The sequence below is a fragment of the Pseudomonas iranensis genome, from assembly GCF_014268585.2.
In the GTDB taxonomy this organism is placed as follows: Bacteria; Pseudomonadota; Gammaproteobacteria; order Pseudomonadales; family Pseudomonadaceae; genus Aquipseudomonas; species Aquipseudomonas iranensis.
In genome coordinates, this window is sequence record NZ_CP077092.1 from 2,279,841 (window position 1) to 2,296,788 (window position 16,948).

Annotated in this window: 11 protein-coding genes; 9 read left to right on the forward strand and 2 right to left on the reverse strand. The window is 61.2% G+C overall.

All coding sequences use genetic code 11. The features are described 5' to 3' along the window. Positions 1-4: 4 nt before the first annotated feature. Both HU724_RS10040 and HU724_RS10045 read right to left on the reverse strand, forming a co-directional pair. Complete coding sequence (locus tag HU724_RS10040) at positions 5-1,975, reverse strand: MacB family efflux pump subunit (protein ID WP_186565674.1); 1,971 nt, start codon at positions 1,973-1,975, stop codon at positions 5-7. Further along, positions 1,976-3,139 carry an efflux RND transporter periplasmic adaptor subunit gene (locus HU724_RS10045; RefSeq protein WP_186565672.1) on the reverse strand — a complete coding sequence of 388 codons (1,164 nt, stop codon included), beginning with the start codon at positions 3,137-3,139 and terminating at the stop codon, positions 1,976-1,978. A 280-nt stretch (positions 3,140-3,419) separates the two neighbouring features. Here HU724_RS10045 and HU724_RS10050 point away from each other — a divergent pair, with 280 nt between their 5' ends. From HU724_RS10050 to xth, 9 genes are all read left to right on the forward strand, one after another. Continuing rightward, positions 3,420-3,902: a sigma-70 family RNA polymerase sigma factor gene (locus HU724_RS10050; RefSeq protein ID WP_016773904.1), complete on the forward strand. Its 483-nt coding sequence runs from the start codon at positions 3,420-3,422 to the stop codon at positions 3,900-3,902. Positions 3,903-4,035: 133 nt separating this feature from the next. After that, complete coding sequence (locus HU724_RS10055) at positions 4,036-5,373, forward strand: lysine N(6)-hydroxylase/L-ornithine N(5)-oxygenase family protein (protein ID WP_186565670.1); 1,338 nt, start codon at positions 4,036-4,038, stop codon at positions 5,371-5,373. A 559-nt stretch (positions 5,374-5,932) separates the two neighbouring features. Then, positions 5,933-8,632: a magnesium-translocating P-type ATPase gene (mgtA, locus tag HU724_RS10060; protein WP_186565668.1), complete on the forward strand. Its 2,700-nt coding sequence runs from the start codon at positions 5,933-5,935 to the stop codon at positions 8,630-8,632. A 230-nt stretch (positions 8,633-8,862) separates the two neighbouring features. Next, the gene (locus HU724_RS10065) at positions 8,863-9,297 is read left to right on the forward strand and encodes an ANTAR domain-containing protein (protein ID WP_186565666.1); all 435 of its coding nucleotides are present in this window, start codon (positions 8,863-8,865) and stop codon (positions 9,295-9,297) included. A gap of 125 nt (positions 9,298-9,422) precedes the next feature. After that, complete coding sequence (locus HU724_RS10070; protein ID WP_186565664.1) at positions 9,423-10,055, forward strand: response regulator transcription factor; 633 nt, start codon at positions 9,423-9,425, stop codon at positions 10,053-10,055. A 10-nt stretch (positions 10,056-10,065) separates the two neighbouring features. Then, complete coding sequence (locus tag HU724_RS10075; RefSeq protein WP_186565662.1) at positions 10,066-13,272, forward strand: transporter substrate-binding domain-containing protein; 3,207 nt, start codon at positions 10,066-10,068, stop codon at positions 13,270-13,272. A 157-nt stretch (positions 13,273-13,429) separates the two neighbouring features. Beyond that, entirely contained in the window at positions 13,430-14,296 is an 867-nt protein-coding gene (locus tag HU724_RS10080; protein ID WP_186565660.1) for a pirin family protein, read from the forward strand. A 330-nt stretch (positions 14,297-14,626) separates the two neighbouring features. Further along, positions 14,627-16,069 (forward strand): mechanosensitive ion channel family protein, encoded by a 1,443-nt coding sequence (locus HU724_RS10085; protein WP_024012372.1) that lies wholly within the window; start codon positions 14,627-14,629, stop codon positions 16,067-16,069. Between the two features lie 83 nt (positions 16,070-16,152). Next, positions 16,153-16,947, forward strand: coding sequence for an exodeoxyribonuclease III (xth, locus tag HU724_RS10090; protein ID WP_186565658.1), 795 nt, complete (start codon positions 16,153-16,155; stop codon positions 16,945-16,947). Position 16,948 lies beyond the last annotated feature (1 nt).

A 16,948-nucleotide genomic window follows, 5' to 3' on the forward strand; every position in this document is an offset into this window, starting at 1 on the left:
TCGATCATTCACTGGTAAGGGCCGTGACCGGGTCAAGCCGGGCAGCTTTGCGGGCCGGCATAAAGCCGAAGATGACGCCGGTGACCAGCGCACAGGCAAACGCACCGATCACCGCCAGCCCTTGAAAGGCGATCGCCACGCCGCTGAGCAACAACACGCCGCCGACCAGCAGCGCCAGGCCGATTCCGGCGATTCCGCCGACCACCGAGAGCATCAGCGCTTCGGTGAGAAACTGACGGAGGATGTCGCGCTGACGGGCACCGGTGGCCATGCGAATACCGATCTCGCGGGTGCGTTCGCGTACGGTCATCAACATGATGTTCATCACGCCGATACCGCCGACCAGCAGGGAAATCGCCGCAATTGCCCCCAGCATCAGCGACAGCGTGCCTTGCGTGCGCGCTTCGGCCTGGATCATCGCGGCATTGTTGGTCAGCTCGAAATCCTTCTTGCCGTGGTGCCGACGCAACATCGCTTGTTCGATGGCCTGTTCGGCGTCCTTGACCTTGCGCGCATCCTTGGCGGCAATCACCACGTATTGCGGATTGCGGCTGCCGAACAGGCGCGTGCTCGCCGCCGAATAGGGCACGGCGATGCGATTGTCGCTATCGGAGTCGCCGGAGCTGGCGCCTTTTTCCGCAAGCACGCCAAGGATCTGGAACGGCACGTTTTCGATGAGAATGTATTGACCGATCGGGTCGGCGACATCCTTGAGCAATTTGTCGCGGACCTTGGTGCCGATCACCGCGACGGCGGCGGCGCTGTCCTCGTCGGCCTGGGTGAAGTAACTGCCCTGGATCACCGGCCAGTTGAAAATCTGCGGAAAGTTGGTGTCATTGCCGCCGACGTAACTGCTGTGGTCGGCATTGCCAAAGCGCACCCCGGCGGTCGAGCCGTTGACCGGCATGATCCGTTCCACCTGGGGCAGGGCGGACAGTTCGGCAACGTCGTCGAGGGTGATGATGCCCTCCGGCGTGCGCGGGTTCGGCGCCGAGCCGCTGAGATAAATGATGTTCGAGCCGAACGCACCCATTTGCGCCATGACCTGACGCTTGCTGCCTTCGCCGACGGCGAGCATGACCACCACCGAGGCCACGCCAATGACGATGCCCAGCAGGGTCAGCGCCGTGCGAAAGCGGTTGATCCACATCACTCGCCACGCCGCTTGTACAGCGTCAACCAGTTCACCTTTCCAGGCGCCGGTCTGGCTGCTGCCGTTGCTCAGGCGCTGGCGCAGGTCGACCGCTTGCAACGCCCCGGGATTGGCCACAGGCGGCGCGCACGCGTGCTCGGCGCTGTCGCTGATGATCAGACCGTCGCGGATTTCGATGATGCGCTTGGCCCGTTGCGCCACTTCGCGGTCGTGGGTGATGAGGATCACCACATGACCCTGATCGGCGAGTTCGTCGAGCAGGGTCATGACCTCGGCGCCGCTGTGGCTGTCGAGGGCGCCAGTCGGCTCGTCGGCGAGGATGATATGGCCGCCGTTCATCAGCGCACGGGCAATCGACACCCGCTGTTGCTGGCCGCCGGAAAGCTGATGCGGACGATTGCCAGTGCGAGTGCCGAGGCCGAGACGTTCCAGCAGTGCGTGAGCTCGGGCATGCCGCTCGGCGGCCGGGGTGCCGGCATAGATCGCTGGCATCTCGACGTTTTCCTGGGCCGAGCCGGAGGGAATCAGGTGGTAGCCCTGAAAGACAAAACCGAAGGCTTCGCGGCGCAGCCAGGCCAGTTCATCGCTGTCCAGCTGCGCGACATTTTCCCCGGCGAAGCGGTATTCGCCGCTGGTCGGGCGGTCGAGGCAACCGAGAATGTTCATCAGCGTCGATTTGCCCGAACCGGAGGCGCCGACGATGGCGACGAACTCGCCGGCATGGATCGACAGATCGATCCCGCGCAGCACTTCCACCAGCGGGCTGTCATCACCGCCATAGGCTTTGCGGATCTGCCGCAGGTCGATCAGGGGCGTGTGCATTCAGCCTCCATGACCAGCGGCCGGCGCGCTGAGAACATGCTCGCCCTCGGCCAGACCTTCCAGCACCTGGGTGCGCAGGCGATCGCTGATGCCGGTGCGTACTTCGCGCGCCTGAATATCACCGTTGGCAGCGACGATCTGCGCTCGCTGCCACTGCGGACGCGAGCCCGGTTGCAGGGCGGCAGTCGGCACGGTCAGGGTGTCTTGCGCCTGTTGCGCGACAAAGAACACCTGGGCGGTCATGTCGGTCATCAGGCTGTTGTCGGCGTTGTCGACGTCGAGCAGCACGGTATAAAGAACCACCCGTTCGCTGCCGCTGCGGCCGCTGGTGGGGCTGCCGCCCTGGTTCTGTTCGAGCGGACGCGGCGGCACCGGCAGAATCTGCCGCACCGTGCTGCTCCAGCGCCGAGTGCCGCCGCTGAGGGTGGTGAAGTAGGCGCTCATGCCGGGTTTGACATGGCCGATGTCGGCCTCCGAAACTTCGGCCCACACCGTCATCGGCGACAGTCGGGCGATGCGCAGGATCAGCGGGGTCTGTTGTTGCGCGTTGAGGGTCTGGCCTTCGCGCGCCCCGACGGCGACCACGGTGCCGCTCATCGGCGCATAGATGCGCGTGTAACCGAGTTCCGCCTCGTCACTGCGCAGGCTGGCCTGGGCCTGACGGATCTGCGCCTGGAACATGTCGATGCGCGCCTGGGTTGCGCGGACCTCGGCGCGCGCGGTCTGCACGTCTTCTTCGCGGGTGGCGCCTCCGGCGGCGAGTTTCTGCTGGCGCTGGTATTTCTGCTGCGCCAGATCGTGCTGGGCACGTTGCTCCTGCAACTGCGCCTTGAGGTTTTCGATGGAAAAGCGCCCGGCATCGAGCTTGGCTTTCTGTGTCGACGGGTCGATTTCCACCAGCAACTGGCCTTCCTTGACCGTATCGCCGGCCTCGACGTGAATCTTCTGAATCTGCCCCGAAGCCTGCGCGCCGACATCCACATAGCGGCGTGGCTGCAAGGTGCCGAGCGCTGTCACGCTGTTTTCGATATCGCCGCGGCTGACCTGCACAGTGGCAACGGCGTCGCGACCGGGTGGCAAGACTTGCCAGGCAGCGACGGCGATCACGGGAATCAGACAGAGAGCGGCAAACAGCGCGCGACGGGCGGGGCGGGGACGATTCATGCAGGGTTCCGGCCAGTGGTTGCGGCCCGTCGCAAGGCACGACAGACACAGGGGCTGTCCTGTAAACGAGGCATGGGCGACGGAATTTAGCCGCAGACACATCGAGTTACCGCACGCCGGGCCACCACTATTTGTCCGGGATATGGAATCAACTCTTTAAATCTATATGAGAATTACTATAAATTACGCACTTCAAGTTGCCACTATCTTGCTACTGCGTGATTTGCAGGTCTGATCAGTGCGCTCAAGGACAGAAACGGCATCGATGCGGTCGGGAGTCATGTTGGAAAACTACTATCGTGAGCTGGTGTGTTTCCTCAACGCCAGACTGGGCAACCGTCAGGTCGCCGAGGATGTGGTGCATGACGCCTATGTACGCGTGCTGGAGCGCTCCAGCGAGGTGCCGATCGAACAACCACGGGCCTTCCTTTATCGCACCGCGCTGAACCTGGTTATCGATGATCACCGCCGCAACGCGCTGCGCCAAGTCGAATCGCTGGACGTGCTCGATAACGAAGAGCGCTATTTCACCCCGTCCCCCCACGGCACCCTCGATCACGGCCAGCGTCTGGAAATGCTCCAGCGCGCACTGGCCGAATTGCCGCCGCTGTGCCGCGACAGTTTTCTGCTGCGCAAGATCGAAGGGATGTCCCATCCGGAAATCGCCCAGACCCTCGGCATCTCCCGGGCGCTGGTGGAAAAACACATCGTCAACGCCATGAAGCATTGCCGCTTGCGCATCCAGCAATGGGATGGCCAGTGATCCGCACCGGTTAAATTTCCTTTCATCGTCCTCGTTCCTACTCAACAGACGACCTGCTGACCTGATTCAGGCCGGTCAGGCCACCCAGGCTTTATTTCCCCGCGTTGAGGGGTTCATCCAGAGGACACTGGAAATGACACAGGCAATTGCATCGCCCATCGTTCACGACCTGATCGGCGTCGGTTTCGGCCCTTCGAACCTGGCACTGGCCATCGCTCTGCAGGAGCGCGGCGTGACCCAGGGCGAACTGGATGTGCTGTTCCTCGACAAGCAGGCCACTTACAGCTGGCACGGCAACACCTTGTCGACGCAGAGCGAGTTGCAGATTTCCTTCCTCAAGGACCTGGTGACCCTGCGCAATCCGACCAGCCCTTACTCGTTCGTCAACTACCTCAAGCACCACGGGCGTCTGGTCGATTTCATCAACCTCGGCACCTTTTATCCATGCCGCATGGAGTACAACGACTACCTGCGCTGGGTGGCCGGGCAGTTCACCGAGCAGAGCCGTTATGGCGAAGAAGTGCAGTTCATCGAGCCGGTTCTGCACAACCAGCAGGTCGAAGCCTTGCGGGTGATTTCCCGTGATGGTGAAGGCCAACAGTTCGTGCGCACCACGCGTTCGGTGGTGGTCAGCGCTGGCGGCACGCCGCGTATTCCGCAGGCGTTCAAAGCGCTGAAGGGCGACCATCGGGTGTTCCACCATTCGCAGTATCTGTCGCAAATGGCCAGGCAGCCGTGCGTGAACAATCAACCGATGAGCATCGCCATCATCGGAGGCGGGCAGAGCGCGGCGGAAGCCTTTATCGACCTGAATGATTCGTTCCCGTCGGTGCAGGTCGACATGATCCTGCGCGGTTCAGCGTTGAAGCCTGCGGACGACAGCCCGTTCGTCAACGAAGTGTTCTCGCCGGAATTCACTGATCTGGTGTTCCAGCAGAACAGCGTCGAGCGCGAGCGCCTGGTCAACGAGTACCACAACACCAACTATTCGGTGGTCGACATCGACCTGATCGAACGCATCTACGGCATCTTCTACCGGCAGAAGGTTTCCGGGATTGCCCGCCATGCGTTCCGCACCCTGACCACCGTCGAGAGCGCCACTGCCACGGCAAACGGCATCGAACTGGCCGTGCGCAACAACGCCACCGGCGAAGTCACGGTGCGAATCTATGACGCCGTGGTACTGGCCACCGGTTACGAGCGGCAGATGCACCGCAAGTTGCTCGCGCCGCTGGAGGAATACCTCGGCGAATTCGAAGTCGATCGCAACTACAAACTGATCACCGACGAGCGCTGCAAGGCCGGCATATATATGCAGGGCTTCTGCCAGGCCAGCCATGGCCTGAGCGATACGCTGCTGTCGGTGCTGCCGATTCGCGCCGACGAAATCGCCGGCTCGCTGTATGAGCATGGCAAACAGCGCGGGCACAGTCGCTCGGTGGCGGAGCTGTTGCTGGCGACTGCCAGCTGAATCTGCATTGCCTGACATATCGCCTTCGCGAGCAGGCTCGCTCCCACAATGGTTCTGTGAACGCAGGCCAGAATGCGGGAGCGAGCCTGCTCGCGAAGGGGCCATGGAAAGCCCCACAGATCCTGAATCTGAACCCTTCCTGAACACCCCCCACATTCCCCGAAAACACCCCTTCCAGCCGTTTCGCTGCGGGCGTAAGCTGCGCGCGTTTTCATCAATTGCGGAGACCCACAGTGGGTACTTGTTCGAGTGACAGTTGTCGGCCGGTCTCGATCACCGGCAGATTCTCGGCAAGATAACGCGCAGCCTTTCCCTGCCGTTGTCTCGCCGTAACAGCGAGCAGCGGCATCCCGTGCACGACCCGTTCTGGGTCGTGTCTCGACGTCCTTCTCATCGACGCTGAACCAGGCGTGATGGCGACCTCAATCGTCAGCGCCGCCTATCGACACGCCTGTCATTCCCGACGGGCGCGCCACGCCTTGCCGCGCCGGTTGTCCCGGTGCCAGGGCGCGGCGGTACCTGCTCGACGGTTTCCCGGCTGACCACAGGGGACACAGCCATGAAACTCACGCTCAAGGAATTTTTCGCAGGCTTTCTGCGCAGCCGCCACATCGCCCGGCACTTCCGTCGCCTCGCGTTGCTGGATTCGATCAACGACACCAAGGTCAACCGTGAAGTGCCGCCGACGCTGGCCAGTACGCTGGTGGCTGCCGCCCATGCCGACAGCGCCGCGTTGCTGTCGTCGTTGGGCACGCACGGCGAGGGGCTCACCGAGGTCGAGGCCGATGTACTGCGCGCGCAACACGGCCTTAACGAAGTCGAACACGAGCAGCCGCTGCCGTGGTGGACCCATCTGTGGCACTGCTACAAAAACCCGTTCAACCTGCTGCTGACCTTACTCGCGGTGATCTCCTGGCTGACCGAAGACCTCAAGGCGGCCGTGGTGATTTTCTCCATGGTGGTGCTGTCGACGCTGCTGCGCTTCTGGCAGGAGAGCAAATCCAATCAGGCCGCCGATGCGCTCAAAGCCATGGTCAGCAACACCGCCACGGTGCTGCGCCGCGATGGCCCACGCCGGGAGCTGCCGATCAAGCAACTGGTGCCCGGCGATCTGATCGTACTCTCGGCCGGCGACATGATTCCCGCCGATTGCCGCGTGCTCAGCGCCAAGGATCTGTTCGTCAGCCAGGCAGCAATGACCGGTGAGTCGATGCCGGTGGAGAAATTCACCCGGCAGACCGATCGCGACACGCGTAACCCGCTGGAGCTGGACAACATTCTGTTCATGGGCACCAACGTTGTCTCCGGCAGCGCGATTGCGCTGATTCTCACCACCGGCAACAGCACCTACTTCGGTGCGCTGGCGCAACGGGTCGGCGCGACGGACCGGGCGGTGACCTCGTTTCAGCAGGGCGTCAACAAGGTCAGCTGGCTGCTGATCCGCTTCATGTTCGTCATGGCGCCACTGGTACTGTTCATCAACGGTTTCACCAAGGGCGACTGGAGCGAAGCGCTGCTCTTCGCGCTGTCAATTGCCGTCGGCCTGACTCCGGAAATGCTGCCGATGATCGTCACCTCGACCCTGGCCAAAGGCGCCGTGTTCCTGTCGCGCAAAAAAGTCATCGTCAAACGCCTCGACGCGATCCAGAACTTCGGCGCCATGGACGTGCTGTGCACCGACAAGACCGGCACTCTGACTCAGGACAAGATCTTTCTGGCGCGTAATGTCGATGTCTGGGGTGAGGATTCTGACCATGTGCTGGAACTGGCCTACCTCAACAGCTACTACCAGACCGGCCTGAAAAACCTGCTGGATGTGGCGGTGCTGGAACACGTCGAAATCCATCGCGAGTTGAAAGTCGGCAGTGCGTTTCGCAAGGTCGATGAAATCCCGTTCGACTTCAATCGCCGGCGCATGTCGGTGGTCGTGGAGGGCCGCGGTCAGCCCCATCAATTGATCTGCAAAGGCGCGGTGGAAGAAGTGCTGGCGGTGTGCAGCCGGGTGCGTCACGGCGAAGTTGATGAGGCATTGCGCGATGAATTGCTGGCGCGGATTCGCCAGGTCACCGGCGCTTTCAACGCCGAAGGTCTGCGCGTGGTGGCGGTCGCGGCTCGCTCAATGGCAGAAGGGCGCGAGACTTACAGCCTGGCTGATGAACAGGAACTGACGCTGATCGGTTACGTGGCGTTCCTCGATCCACCGAAGGAAAGCACCGCGCCAGCGCTCAAGGCCTTGGCCGAGCATGGCGTAGCGGTCAAGGTGCTGACCGGTGACAACGAACTGGTGACGGCGAAAATCTGCCGTGAGGTAGGCCTCGCCCAACAGGGTTTGCTGCTGGGCAATGACATTGAGCGCATGAGCGATGCTGAGCTGGCCATGGCGGTCGAGACGACCAACGTCTTCGCCAGACTGACGCCGTCGCACAAAGAGCGTATCGTCGGCATTCTCAAGGGCAACGGCCATGTGGTCGGGTTCATGGGCGACGGTATCAACGACGCGCCGGCGCTGCGCAGCGCCGACATCGGCATTTCCGTGGACAGCGCGGTGGACATCGCCAAGGAAGCGGCGGACATCATCCTGTTGGAAAAAAGCCTCATGGTGCTGGAGGAGGGCGTGCTCGAAGGGCGGCGCACCTTCGCCAACATGCTCAAGTACATCAAGATGACTGCCAGTTCCAACTTCGGCAATGTGTTCTCGGTGCTGGTTGCCAGCGCGTTCATCCCGTTCCTGCCGATGCTGCCGATGCACCTGCTGGTGCAGAACCTGCTCTACGATATTTCGCAGATCGCCATTCCGTTCGATAACGTCGACGACGAGATGCTGAAACAGCCGCAGCGCTGGCAGCCGGCTGACGTCGGGCGCTTCATGCTGTTTTTCGGCCCGATCAGTTCGATCTTCGATATCACGACGTTCGCCTTGATGTGGTACGTGTTCGACGCCAACACCCCGGATCACCAGACGCTGTTCCAGTCCGGCTGGTTCGTGGTCGGGTTGCTGACCCAGACGCTGATCGTGCACATGATCCGCACGCCGAAGATCCCGTTACTGCAAAGCCGCGCCGCCATGCCGCTGCTGGTCATGACCGGGGTCATCATGGCGGTCGGCATTTTCCTGCCGATGGGGCCGCTGGCGCATTACTTCAAATTGCAGGCGCTGCCGTCGCTGTATTTCGTGTTTCTGCCGGTGATTCTGCTGGCGTACATGGCGCTGACCCAAGCCGTTAAAGGCTTCTACATCCGCCGGTTCGGCTGGCAATAACCGCCATGGAATGCTTTCCCCTGTGGGAGCGAGCCTGCTCGCGAAGGCGTCGTGTCAGTCAGTACATCTCTGACTGGTATAGGCACTTCACGAGCAGGCTCGCTCCCGCAGGGGATATTGGTGCGTCAGGGCCGCCGGATGAATGACCTGTTTTTTAGGAAAAGTCCTACAGAGCTATCGCCGACGCTTGCGTAGTCTTGCCCTCCCCAAACCTCACCGGGAGAATGACCATGAGCAACAAAGCGTTGCGCATCCTGATCGCCGACCCGCAACATTTTCATCGCATGAAAATCGAGCGCCTGTTCAATGCGCTCGGCTACTACCGCGTCGCCCCGGTGCAGACTCTCGGCGAATTGTTGACCTTGGTCGACTACGGCTGCGAGCCGTTCGATGTACTGGTGATCAATGCCGAACTGGCGGCGGGCTCACTGAATCTGCTGGGCTTTCTGCTCGATAACCCACAGGTTCGCCATGCTCTGATCTACAACGAACAATCAGCACCGTTGCGAGCGTTTGCAGGGTTTGCTCAGGAAAACGCGCAGATCAGCCCGACGCCATTGCCCAATTCACAGCTCATCGGGCAGGTGATGGCGAGAGTCGAAGCTTGCGACGAACGCCAGGCAGCGCCTGACGCCCACGCATCGTTGCGCCATGCCAATGCATAAAAAAACAATCTGCACAACTGTCAGACCTGACAGGTGATTCTCTTGCTCATCCATGTAACAGTGCCGGCGCAGCTACCGACTCCGGGACAGACTGTTGCGGTGTCTTCGATTTTGCAGGAGTACCAATGAAGTCAGCGCTGATCGTCGATGATCACCCAGTCGTGCGCGCGGCCATTCGAATCGTCCTGCAGGCTCAAGGCTTCACGCAGATTCATGAAGCGTCCAATGGCAATGAAGTCGTGCCGTTGATCTGCGCGCATGATCCGAAACTGGTTGTGCTCGATCTGGGGCTGGGATCGATGGACGGGCTGGAAGTGCTGACGCGAATCCAGATCAAGGCGCCGACGGCGCGCTGCCGGGTTCTGGTATTCAGCATGCATGAGCCCACGCATTACCAGGAGCGCTGTCTGCGCGCCGGCGCACGGGGCTACGTGACCAAGAGCAATCAACTGACTCTGCTGCACGAAGCCATCAAGGCATTGATGTCCGGCCACACTTATTTCTCCGCATTGCCCAATACCAGCGGTCTGTACAACGCCGTGCAACGCACGGAAAAGGAGCTGATCGCGCAGCTGTCCGATCGAGAGTTATGCATTTTCGTGAATCTGGCGCTGGGCAAACCGAACAAGGCCATCGCTCTGGAAATGCACCTGAGTCACAAAACCGTCAGCACCTACAAGACCCGCATGATGGCGAAACTTGGCCTGGGTTCGCTGGTGCTTCTGCGTGAGTTCGCCAAGCGCAATCACTTGATCTGAGTACCCCGACATGACGCAGGGACTGCGGGTTTTATTGCTGTGGCTGGGGCTTGTTGCCTCGGTTGGGGCGAATGACCAGCCGCAGACGCTGGAGGTGCTGGCGCGCCTCGAACCGGGAAGTATCCAGGTGCGCCTCGATGATCGGGAGCGCCAGTGGCTGCGTGAGCATCCAGTCTTGCGCATGGGCATCTCCGGCCCGGACTACCCGCCTTTCGAAATCACCCGCCATCAGCATGAGCTGGAGGGACTGACGGCGGATTACGCCGACCTGTTGGCACAACTGCTTGGCATCAGGATCGAAGTGCGGCGTTTCGTCGATCGTCCCGCACTGATGGCGGCACTCAAGCGCGCTGACGTCGAACTCCTGGGCACCTCGAACAGTTTCGAAGCGGCGGATCCGGCCTTTGTTCTGTCGCGGCCGTATGCTGAAGATCAGCCGATGCTGGTGACGCGTCATGACGAGAAACTGCCTGCTGACCTTGCAGGCAAACGCATCGCCATGGTCGAGGATTACCTGCCACTGGCCCATGTTCAGGCGTTCTACCCCGGCGCCCACGTGCAGCTTTACGCTTCGGCCATGGATGCACTCGGCGCGGTCGCCTTCGGTGCCGACGACGTGTACCTGGGCGACTTCATCAGCGCCAACTACCTGATCAACACCAATTATCGCAACGACCTGCAACTGGCCGGGCCGTCGGGGCTTGATGCCAATCCGTTCGCCTTTGCGTTGTTGCGCAGCGATGTGGTGCTCAAACGCATCGTCGACAAGGCCTTGCTGGCCGTGCCGATGGAGCGTCGCCATCTGATCGAACAGCGCTGGAGCGTCGGCCTCGCCGAGATGGCCGAACAGTCGCGGGTACAGCTCAGCGCCGCCGAGCAGCAGTGGCTGGATCAGCACCCGGTGGTGCGGGTCGGCGCTGTCGAAGACTTCGCGCCGTTGGCGTTTTTCGATGCTGATGGGCGCTTCAACGGCCTGGCAGCGCAGTTGCTGAGCCTGATTGCGCAGCGCAGCGGGCTGAATTTCGAGATCGTGCGTGGCACCTCGCTGAACGACCAGTTCGAACAACTTCAGGCCGGCGCACTCGATATTTTGCCCGTGGTAACGCCGAGCACCGAGCGGGAAGCGCAGCTGCAATTCACCCGCGCCTATCTGAACAATCCGTTCGTGCTAGTCAGCGCAGCGAACGGACCACATCCATTGCCGCTCGACGAACTGGCGGGCAAACGCCTGGCGATCTATCGCGGCCACCCGTTGCGCGAATACCTCCTGCAACGCGTGCCCGGACTACGTCTGGTCGAAGTCAAAAGCCCCGCCGAAGGCATGGCGCTGATTGCCCGTGGACAGGTCGACGTGACGGTAAGCTCGTTGCTGGTGGCGCGTTTTCTGATCGCCCGCCAATACCGCGACCGCCTGCGTATTACCGGCACCGTAGGCGATCAGCCGGCGCGCATCGCTTTGGCCACGGCGCCGCAGTCGGCGCTGCTGCACTCGATCCTGAACAAGGCGTTGCTGAGCATCGCGCCGCAGCAAATGGATGAACTGGTCGAGCGCTGGAGCCACGATGTGGTGGTGGAGGACAGCTATTGGTCGCGCCATCGCCGCGAGATTCTGCTTGGTTTTGCCGGCGCCGCAGGCTTGCTGCTGCTGGCCCTGATCTGGATCGGCTGGCAGCGTCGGCAGATCCATCAGCGCCAGCAATGGTTGTTGCAACTGCAACAGGCCAAGGACGCAGCGGATGAGGCCAATCGGGCCAAAAGCACCTTCCTGGCGACCATGAGCCACGAGATCCGCACACCGATGAACGCCTTGATCGGCATGCTCGAACTGGCGCTCAAGCGCGCAGAGGAGGGCGTGACTGATCGACTGGCAATTCAGGTGGCGTCGAATGCCGGCCAGCAATTATTGGCGTTGATTGGCGACATTCTCGACATCGCCCGTATCGAGTCGGGGCATTTGTCCCTTTCGCCCGAGCGGGCCAACCTGCGCGAGACGGTGTTATCGGTGTGTCGGGTTTTCGAAGGGCTGGCGCGGCAGAAACGGCTCTTGTGGCGCATCGAACTTGATCCGCGCGCCGACGTGGATGTGCTGATTGATCCGACGCGCTTCAAACAGGTGCTGTCGAACCTGTTGAGCAATGCGATCAAATTCACCCAGTCAGGTGACGTCTGCCTGCGACTGCAGATCGTTGCGATATCGCACGAGCAAGTGAGTGTGCAAGTGCTGATCGAAGACAGCGGCATCGGTATAAGTGCTGAAGATCAAAAGCGCCTGTTCAGCCCGTTCGTTCAAGCGAGCAATAGCCTTCAAGCGGCGCGCAGCGGTTCCGGCCTGGGGCTGGTGATCAGCCGTAACCTCTGCGAAATGATGGGCGGCACGCTGGGTCTCGATAGTGATCTCGGGCAAGGCACGCGCGTGGAAATGAATCTGTCCTTGCCGCTGTTGACAGCTGTAACGACCACACTGGCAACGCCCGAGGCGGCGGCCGCTACCTGTGTATTAAGCGTGTTGGTGGTGGACGATCACCCGGTCAACCGCTTGCTGATGTGCTGGCAACTGAGCGAACTGGGGCATCGCACGGTAGATGTGGGCGATGGCGAACAAGGGCTGGACCGCTGGCGAACCCAGGCCTTCGATGTGGTGATTACCGACTGCAACATGCCGCGACGCAATGGCTATGAGCTGGCGCGCACCATTCGCGATGAAGAGGCCGCCAGCGGCCGCAGGCCTTGTCTTATCCTCGGTTTTACGGCCAATGCACAGGTCGAAGAGCGTTTGCGTTGTCTGGACGCTGGCATGGACGGCTGCCTGTTCAAACCGATTCGCTTGCATGATCTGGCTGAAGCCCTGGAAGGCGCTCATCGTTGCGAGCGCCACGAAGATGAACCGCCAAATGCCGAGCCCGTCGAGATTGATCTGAGTGCCCTGGAGCAGATGGCCGGTGCCGATCACTCGTTGATCGAGCGTTTGCGCAAGGAAGTCGGTAATAGCTTGCGCGACGATCTGCAGGCTTTGAATCAGACCCACGTCGGCGACCGCAACGGCCTGCGTGAGCTGGCCCATCGCATCAGGGGCGGTGCGCAAATGGTTGGGGCTGCGCGGGTTGTTGCGGCGTGCGCAGATCTGGACACGGCGTGCCGAGACGGTGAAAACGCGTTTATCGAGCGTGCCATCGGCAAGTTGCGCGAAGCCATGCACGGCCTCGCACGGTGCCTCTGAACCAATGCAGTCTGCTGTGGGAGCGAGCCTGCTCGCGAAATGCGCGCCGCTGCTCAATTGTTCTGCATATGGAACACTCAAGCCGATTTCCACCCTCTATTCGAATATTCGATATGCCTTTAGGCTTAATCCAATGCATTTACCCATTGGAGACCCCATGAAAAACATCATCGGCATTTACACCAGCCCGCGCGGCCATTGGGTCGGCGATGGTTTCCCGGTGCGCACGCTGTTTTCCTACGACAACCTGGGCAAGCACATCAGCCCGTTTCTTCTGCTCGATCACGCCGGTCCCGCCGAATTCACCCCGACCACTGAACAGCGTGGCGTCGGCCAGCACCCGCACCGTGGTTTCGAGACCGTGACCATCGTTTACGACGGCGAAGTGCAACACCGCGATTCCACCGGCAGTGGCGGCACCATCGGCCCGGGTGATGTGCAGTGGATGACCGCAGCGTCCGGCATCCTTCATGAAGAATTCCACTCGGAAAACTTCGCCCGAACCGGCGGCAAGCTGGAAATGGTCCAGCTGTGGGTCAACCTGCCGGCCAAGGACAAAATGGCCGCGCCGGGTTACCAGACCATTCTCGACCGAGACATTCCGAGCATCGCGCTCAAGGACAACGCCGGCAGCCTGCGTCTGATCGCCGGTAAATTCGATGGGCACACCGGACCCTCGCGGACTTTCACGCCAATCGACGTCTGGGATTTGCGCCTCAATGCCGGCAAGCTGCTGGCGCTTGAGCTGCACGAAGGACGCAACACCGCACTGGTGGTGTTGAAAGGTTCGGTGCAGGTCAACGGTGCGGAATCGGTTGGGGTAGGCCAGTTGGCGCTGTTCGAACGCGACGGTGATCGACTCACCCTCCAGGCCAGCGAAGACGCGGTGGTATTGCTGCTCAGTGGCGAGCCGATCGACGAACCGATCGTTGGCCACGGCCCGTTCGTGATGAACACCGAGCAGGAAATCCATCAGGCCTTCGCCGACTTCCAGTCCGGGCGCTTTGGCCGGATGCACGCCTGACCCCGAGCTTTACCGCCAACTGAAGCTTCACTGTGGGAGCGAGCCTGCTCGCGAATGCTCTGATTCGGTCGAAGAAGTAGTGACTGACATGACGCCTTCGCGAGCAGGCTCGCTCCCACAGGTTTTTCAGCGTCTGATCGTTCCCACGCTCTGCGTGGGAATGCAGCCGGGGACGCTCCGCGTCCCACAGCCTCAAGATCGCAGCCTTCGTCAGCTCCTACAGGGTTTCGCAGTGTTTTCAAGCGGCGGTTCATCCGCCGAAATCAATTGCTCCTACACTGTGCCAATCTGTGCGATCTTCTCGCGATTGGCCTTTGTCGGAGTTGTTTGATGCTGTCTCTGCTGACCGAACACCCTTTGTTTAGCGCGTTGATCCTGATCCTGCTCGATCTTGGCCTGTGGCGGCTGATCAGCTCTCGCGGCAGTGAATGGAAGCTGTTGGTGCGGGTGCTGATTTTTGCCCTGTTCAGCATTGTGCTGTTCAACGAAGGTCTCAACCCGATGGAACCGGCACCGTGGGCCGACAACGTGCCGCTGCATCTGGCGGCGACCGGGTTGCAGATCGGTTGGTGGCTGTTTGGTGCGCGGACCCTGACGGTGCTGATCGGCGCGGTGATGATGCAACGGGTCGGCCATACCGGCCGGCTGTTGCAGGACTTGCTCGGCGCGGTGATTTTCCTCATCGCGATCATTGCGGCGCTGGCGTACGTGCTCGATCTGCCAGTCAAAGGTGTGCTGGCGACGTCCGGCGCGTTGGCGATCATCGTCGGCCTGGCCTTGCAGAGCACCTTGAGCGACGTGTTCTCCGGCATCGTCCTCAACACCACCAAGCCCTATCAACTCGATGACTGGATCTCCATCGACGGCACCGAGGGCCGCGTCACCGACATCGACTGGCGCGCCACGCGTCTGCAAACCAGCCAGGGCAGCATGGCCGTGATTCCCAACTCGCTGGCGGCGAAAGCCAAAATCATCAACTTCAGCCGACCGAGCAATATGTTCGGCGTTTCCGTCAGCGTGCCCGTCAGCCCCCATGCCCGGCCCAGTTCGGTAATCGAGGCGCTGGAGCGAGCGATGCAGGGTTGTCGGCAATTGCTCGACACACCGGCGCCGAGCGTGTCGTTGAAGAGTTCTGCCAGCGGCGGCGCGGAATACGAGATCAGTGGATTTGTCGCTTCGATGGGCGAGAAGCGCGTGGTGCGCAATCAGTTGTTCGACCTCGCGTACCGGCATTTGCAGGCCTCCGGGGTCAACCTGCTGTCGAGCAACGAGACCAGCGCCGCACCACAGTTGTCGCGGCCACGGGCGCTGCTGGAAAGCTCACCGATCTTCTCGACTCTGCGTGAAGAAGAGAAAGACACCTTCAGCCAGAACATGACCCTGCAAACCTTCCGCGCCGGCGAAACGATTCTCGCGGGCGGGGAGGTCAGCGATCATTTGTTCATTATTGAGTCCGGCGTGGTATCGGTGACGCTCAAGCGCCATGGTGCGCCACTGGAATCCGGGCGCATGGGGCCGGGCGAGGTGATCGGTGAGGCCGGGATTCTTTCCGACACCGCGCTGCCGGCGGATTTTTCCGCGAAGACTTTCTGCGCGCTGTATCGCATCGAGAAGTCCTACCTGAAACCGTGCCTGGATGCGCGCCATGACATCCACGATGCGATGCAGGCATTGCTCGATTTCCGTCTGCACAAGGCGCAGTCGCTGACCGAGGAAACGCCCGTGGTCGCGCCGAAAAGAGGCTTTCTGCAATGGCTGCGTAACCGAGTCTGAGCTGGCGCTTTGTGATTCGATGCAACCTGCGCGGCGTTCTCGGGGTCACAATTTGCAATCCCACCGGGCAGGAGTTGCAGACGATGAAAAACCTGCGAATCGCCACCTTCAACGTCAACGGCATGCGCGCGCGGCTGCCGAATCTGCTGGAATGGCTCAAGCGCGAGCAACCGGACATCGTCTGCCTGCAAGAGCTCAAGTCAGTCGACAGCGCATTTCCCGCCGCCGAACTCGAGGCCGCCGGTTACGGCGCGATCTGGCAGGGCCAGGCGTCATGGAATGGCGTGGCGATTCTGGCGCGCGATGCACAGCCGCTGGAGAGTCGACGCGGTTTGCCCGGCGATCCCGATGACACCCACAGCCGTTATATCGAGGCGGCGGTGCACGGTGTGCTGGTCGGTTGCCTGTATCTGCCCAACGGCAACCCGCAGCCCGGGCCGAAATTCGATTACAAACTGGCCTGGTTCGAGCGTCTGATCAGTTACGCCAAAGACCTGCAAAGCAGCGATCACCCAGTGGTGCTGGCCGGTGACTTCAATGTCGTGCCCACCGACATGGACATCTACAACACCCGCTCCTGGCTCAAGGACGCCTTGTTGCAACCTGAAAGCCGCGAGTGCTACCAGCGGCTGCTGGATCAGGGCTGGACCGATTCCCTGCGCCACGTGTATCCCGAAGAGCGCCTCTACACCTTCTGGGATTATTTCCGTAACCATTGGCAAACCAATTCCGGCCTGCGCATCGACCATTTGCTGCTCAACCCGGCATTGAGCCCGTATCTGCACGACGCCGGTATTGACGCCTGGGTGCGCAACGAACCGCACGCCAGTGACCATGCGCCGACCTGGATTCGCATCGCTTCGCGGAAAAAGCGCTGAA

Excerpts from the sequence above, each read along its gene's own strand:
- HU724_RS10085 (WP_024012372.1), top strand. The coding sequence starts at position 14,627 with ATGCTGTCTCTGCTGACCGAACACCCTTTGTTTAGCGCGTTGATCCTG.
- HU724_RS10080 (WP_186565660.1), top strand. The coding sequence starts at position 13,430 with ATGAAAAACATCATCGGCATTTACACCAGCCCGCGCGGCCATTGGGTC.
- HU724_RS10075 (WP_186565662.1), top strand. The coding sequence starts at position 10,066 with ATGACGCAGGGACTGCGGGTTTTATTGCTGTGGCTGGGGCTTGTTGCC.
- HU724_RS10045 (WP_186565672.1), bottom strand. The coding sequence starts at position 3,139 with ATGAATCGTCCCCGCCCCGCCCGTCGCGCGCTGTTTGCCGCTCTCTGT.
- HU724_RS10055 (WP_186565670.1), top strand. The coding sequence starts at position 4,036 with ATGACACAGGCAATTGCATCGCCCATCGTTCACGACCTGATCGGCGTC.
- mgtA (WP_186565668.1), top strand. The coding sequence starts at position 5,933 with ATGAAACTCACGCTCAAGGAATTTTTCGCAGGCTTTCTGCGCAGCCGC.
- HU724_RS10070 (WP_186565664.1), top strand. The coding sequence starts at position 9,423 with ATGAAGTCAGCGCTGATCGTCGATGATCACCCAGTCGTGCGCGCGGCC.
- xth (WP_186565658.1), top strand. The coding sequence starts at position 16,153 with ATGAAAAACCTGCGAATCGCCACCTTCAACGTCAACGGCATGCGCGCG.
- HU724_RS10065 (WP_186565666.1), top strand. The coding sequence starts at position 8,863 with ATGAGCAACAAAGCGTTGCGCATCCTGATCGCCGACCCGCAACATTTT.
- HU724_RS10050 (WP_016773904.1), top strand. The coding sequence starts at position 3,420 with ATGTTGGAAAACTACTATCGTGAGCTGGTGTGTTTCCTCAACGCCAGA.
- HU724_RS10040 (WP_186565674.1), bottom strand. The coding sequence starts at position 1,975 with ATGCACACGCCCCTGATCGACCTGCGGCAGATCCGCAAAGCCTATGGC.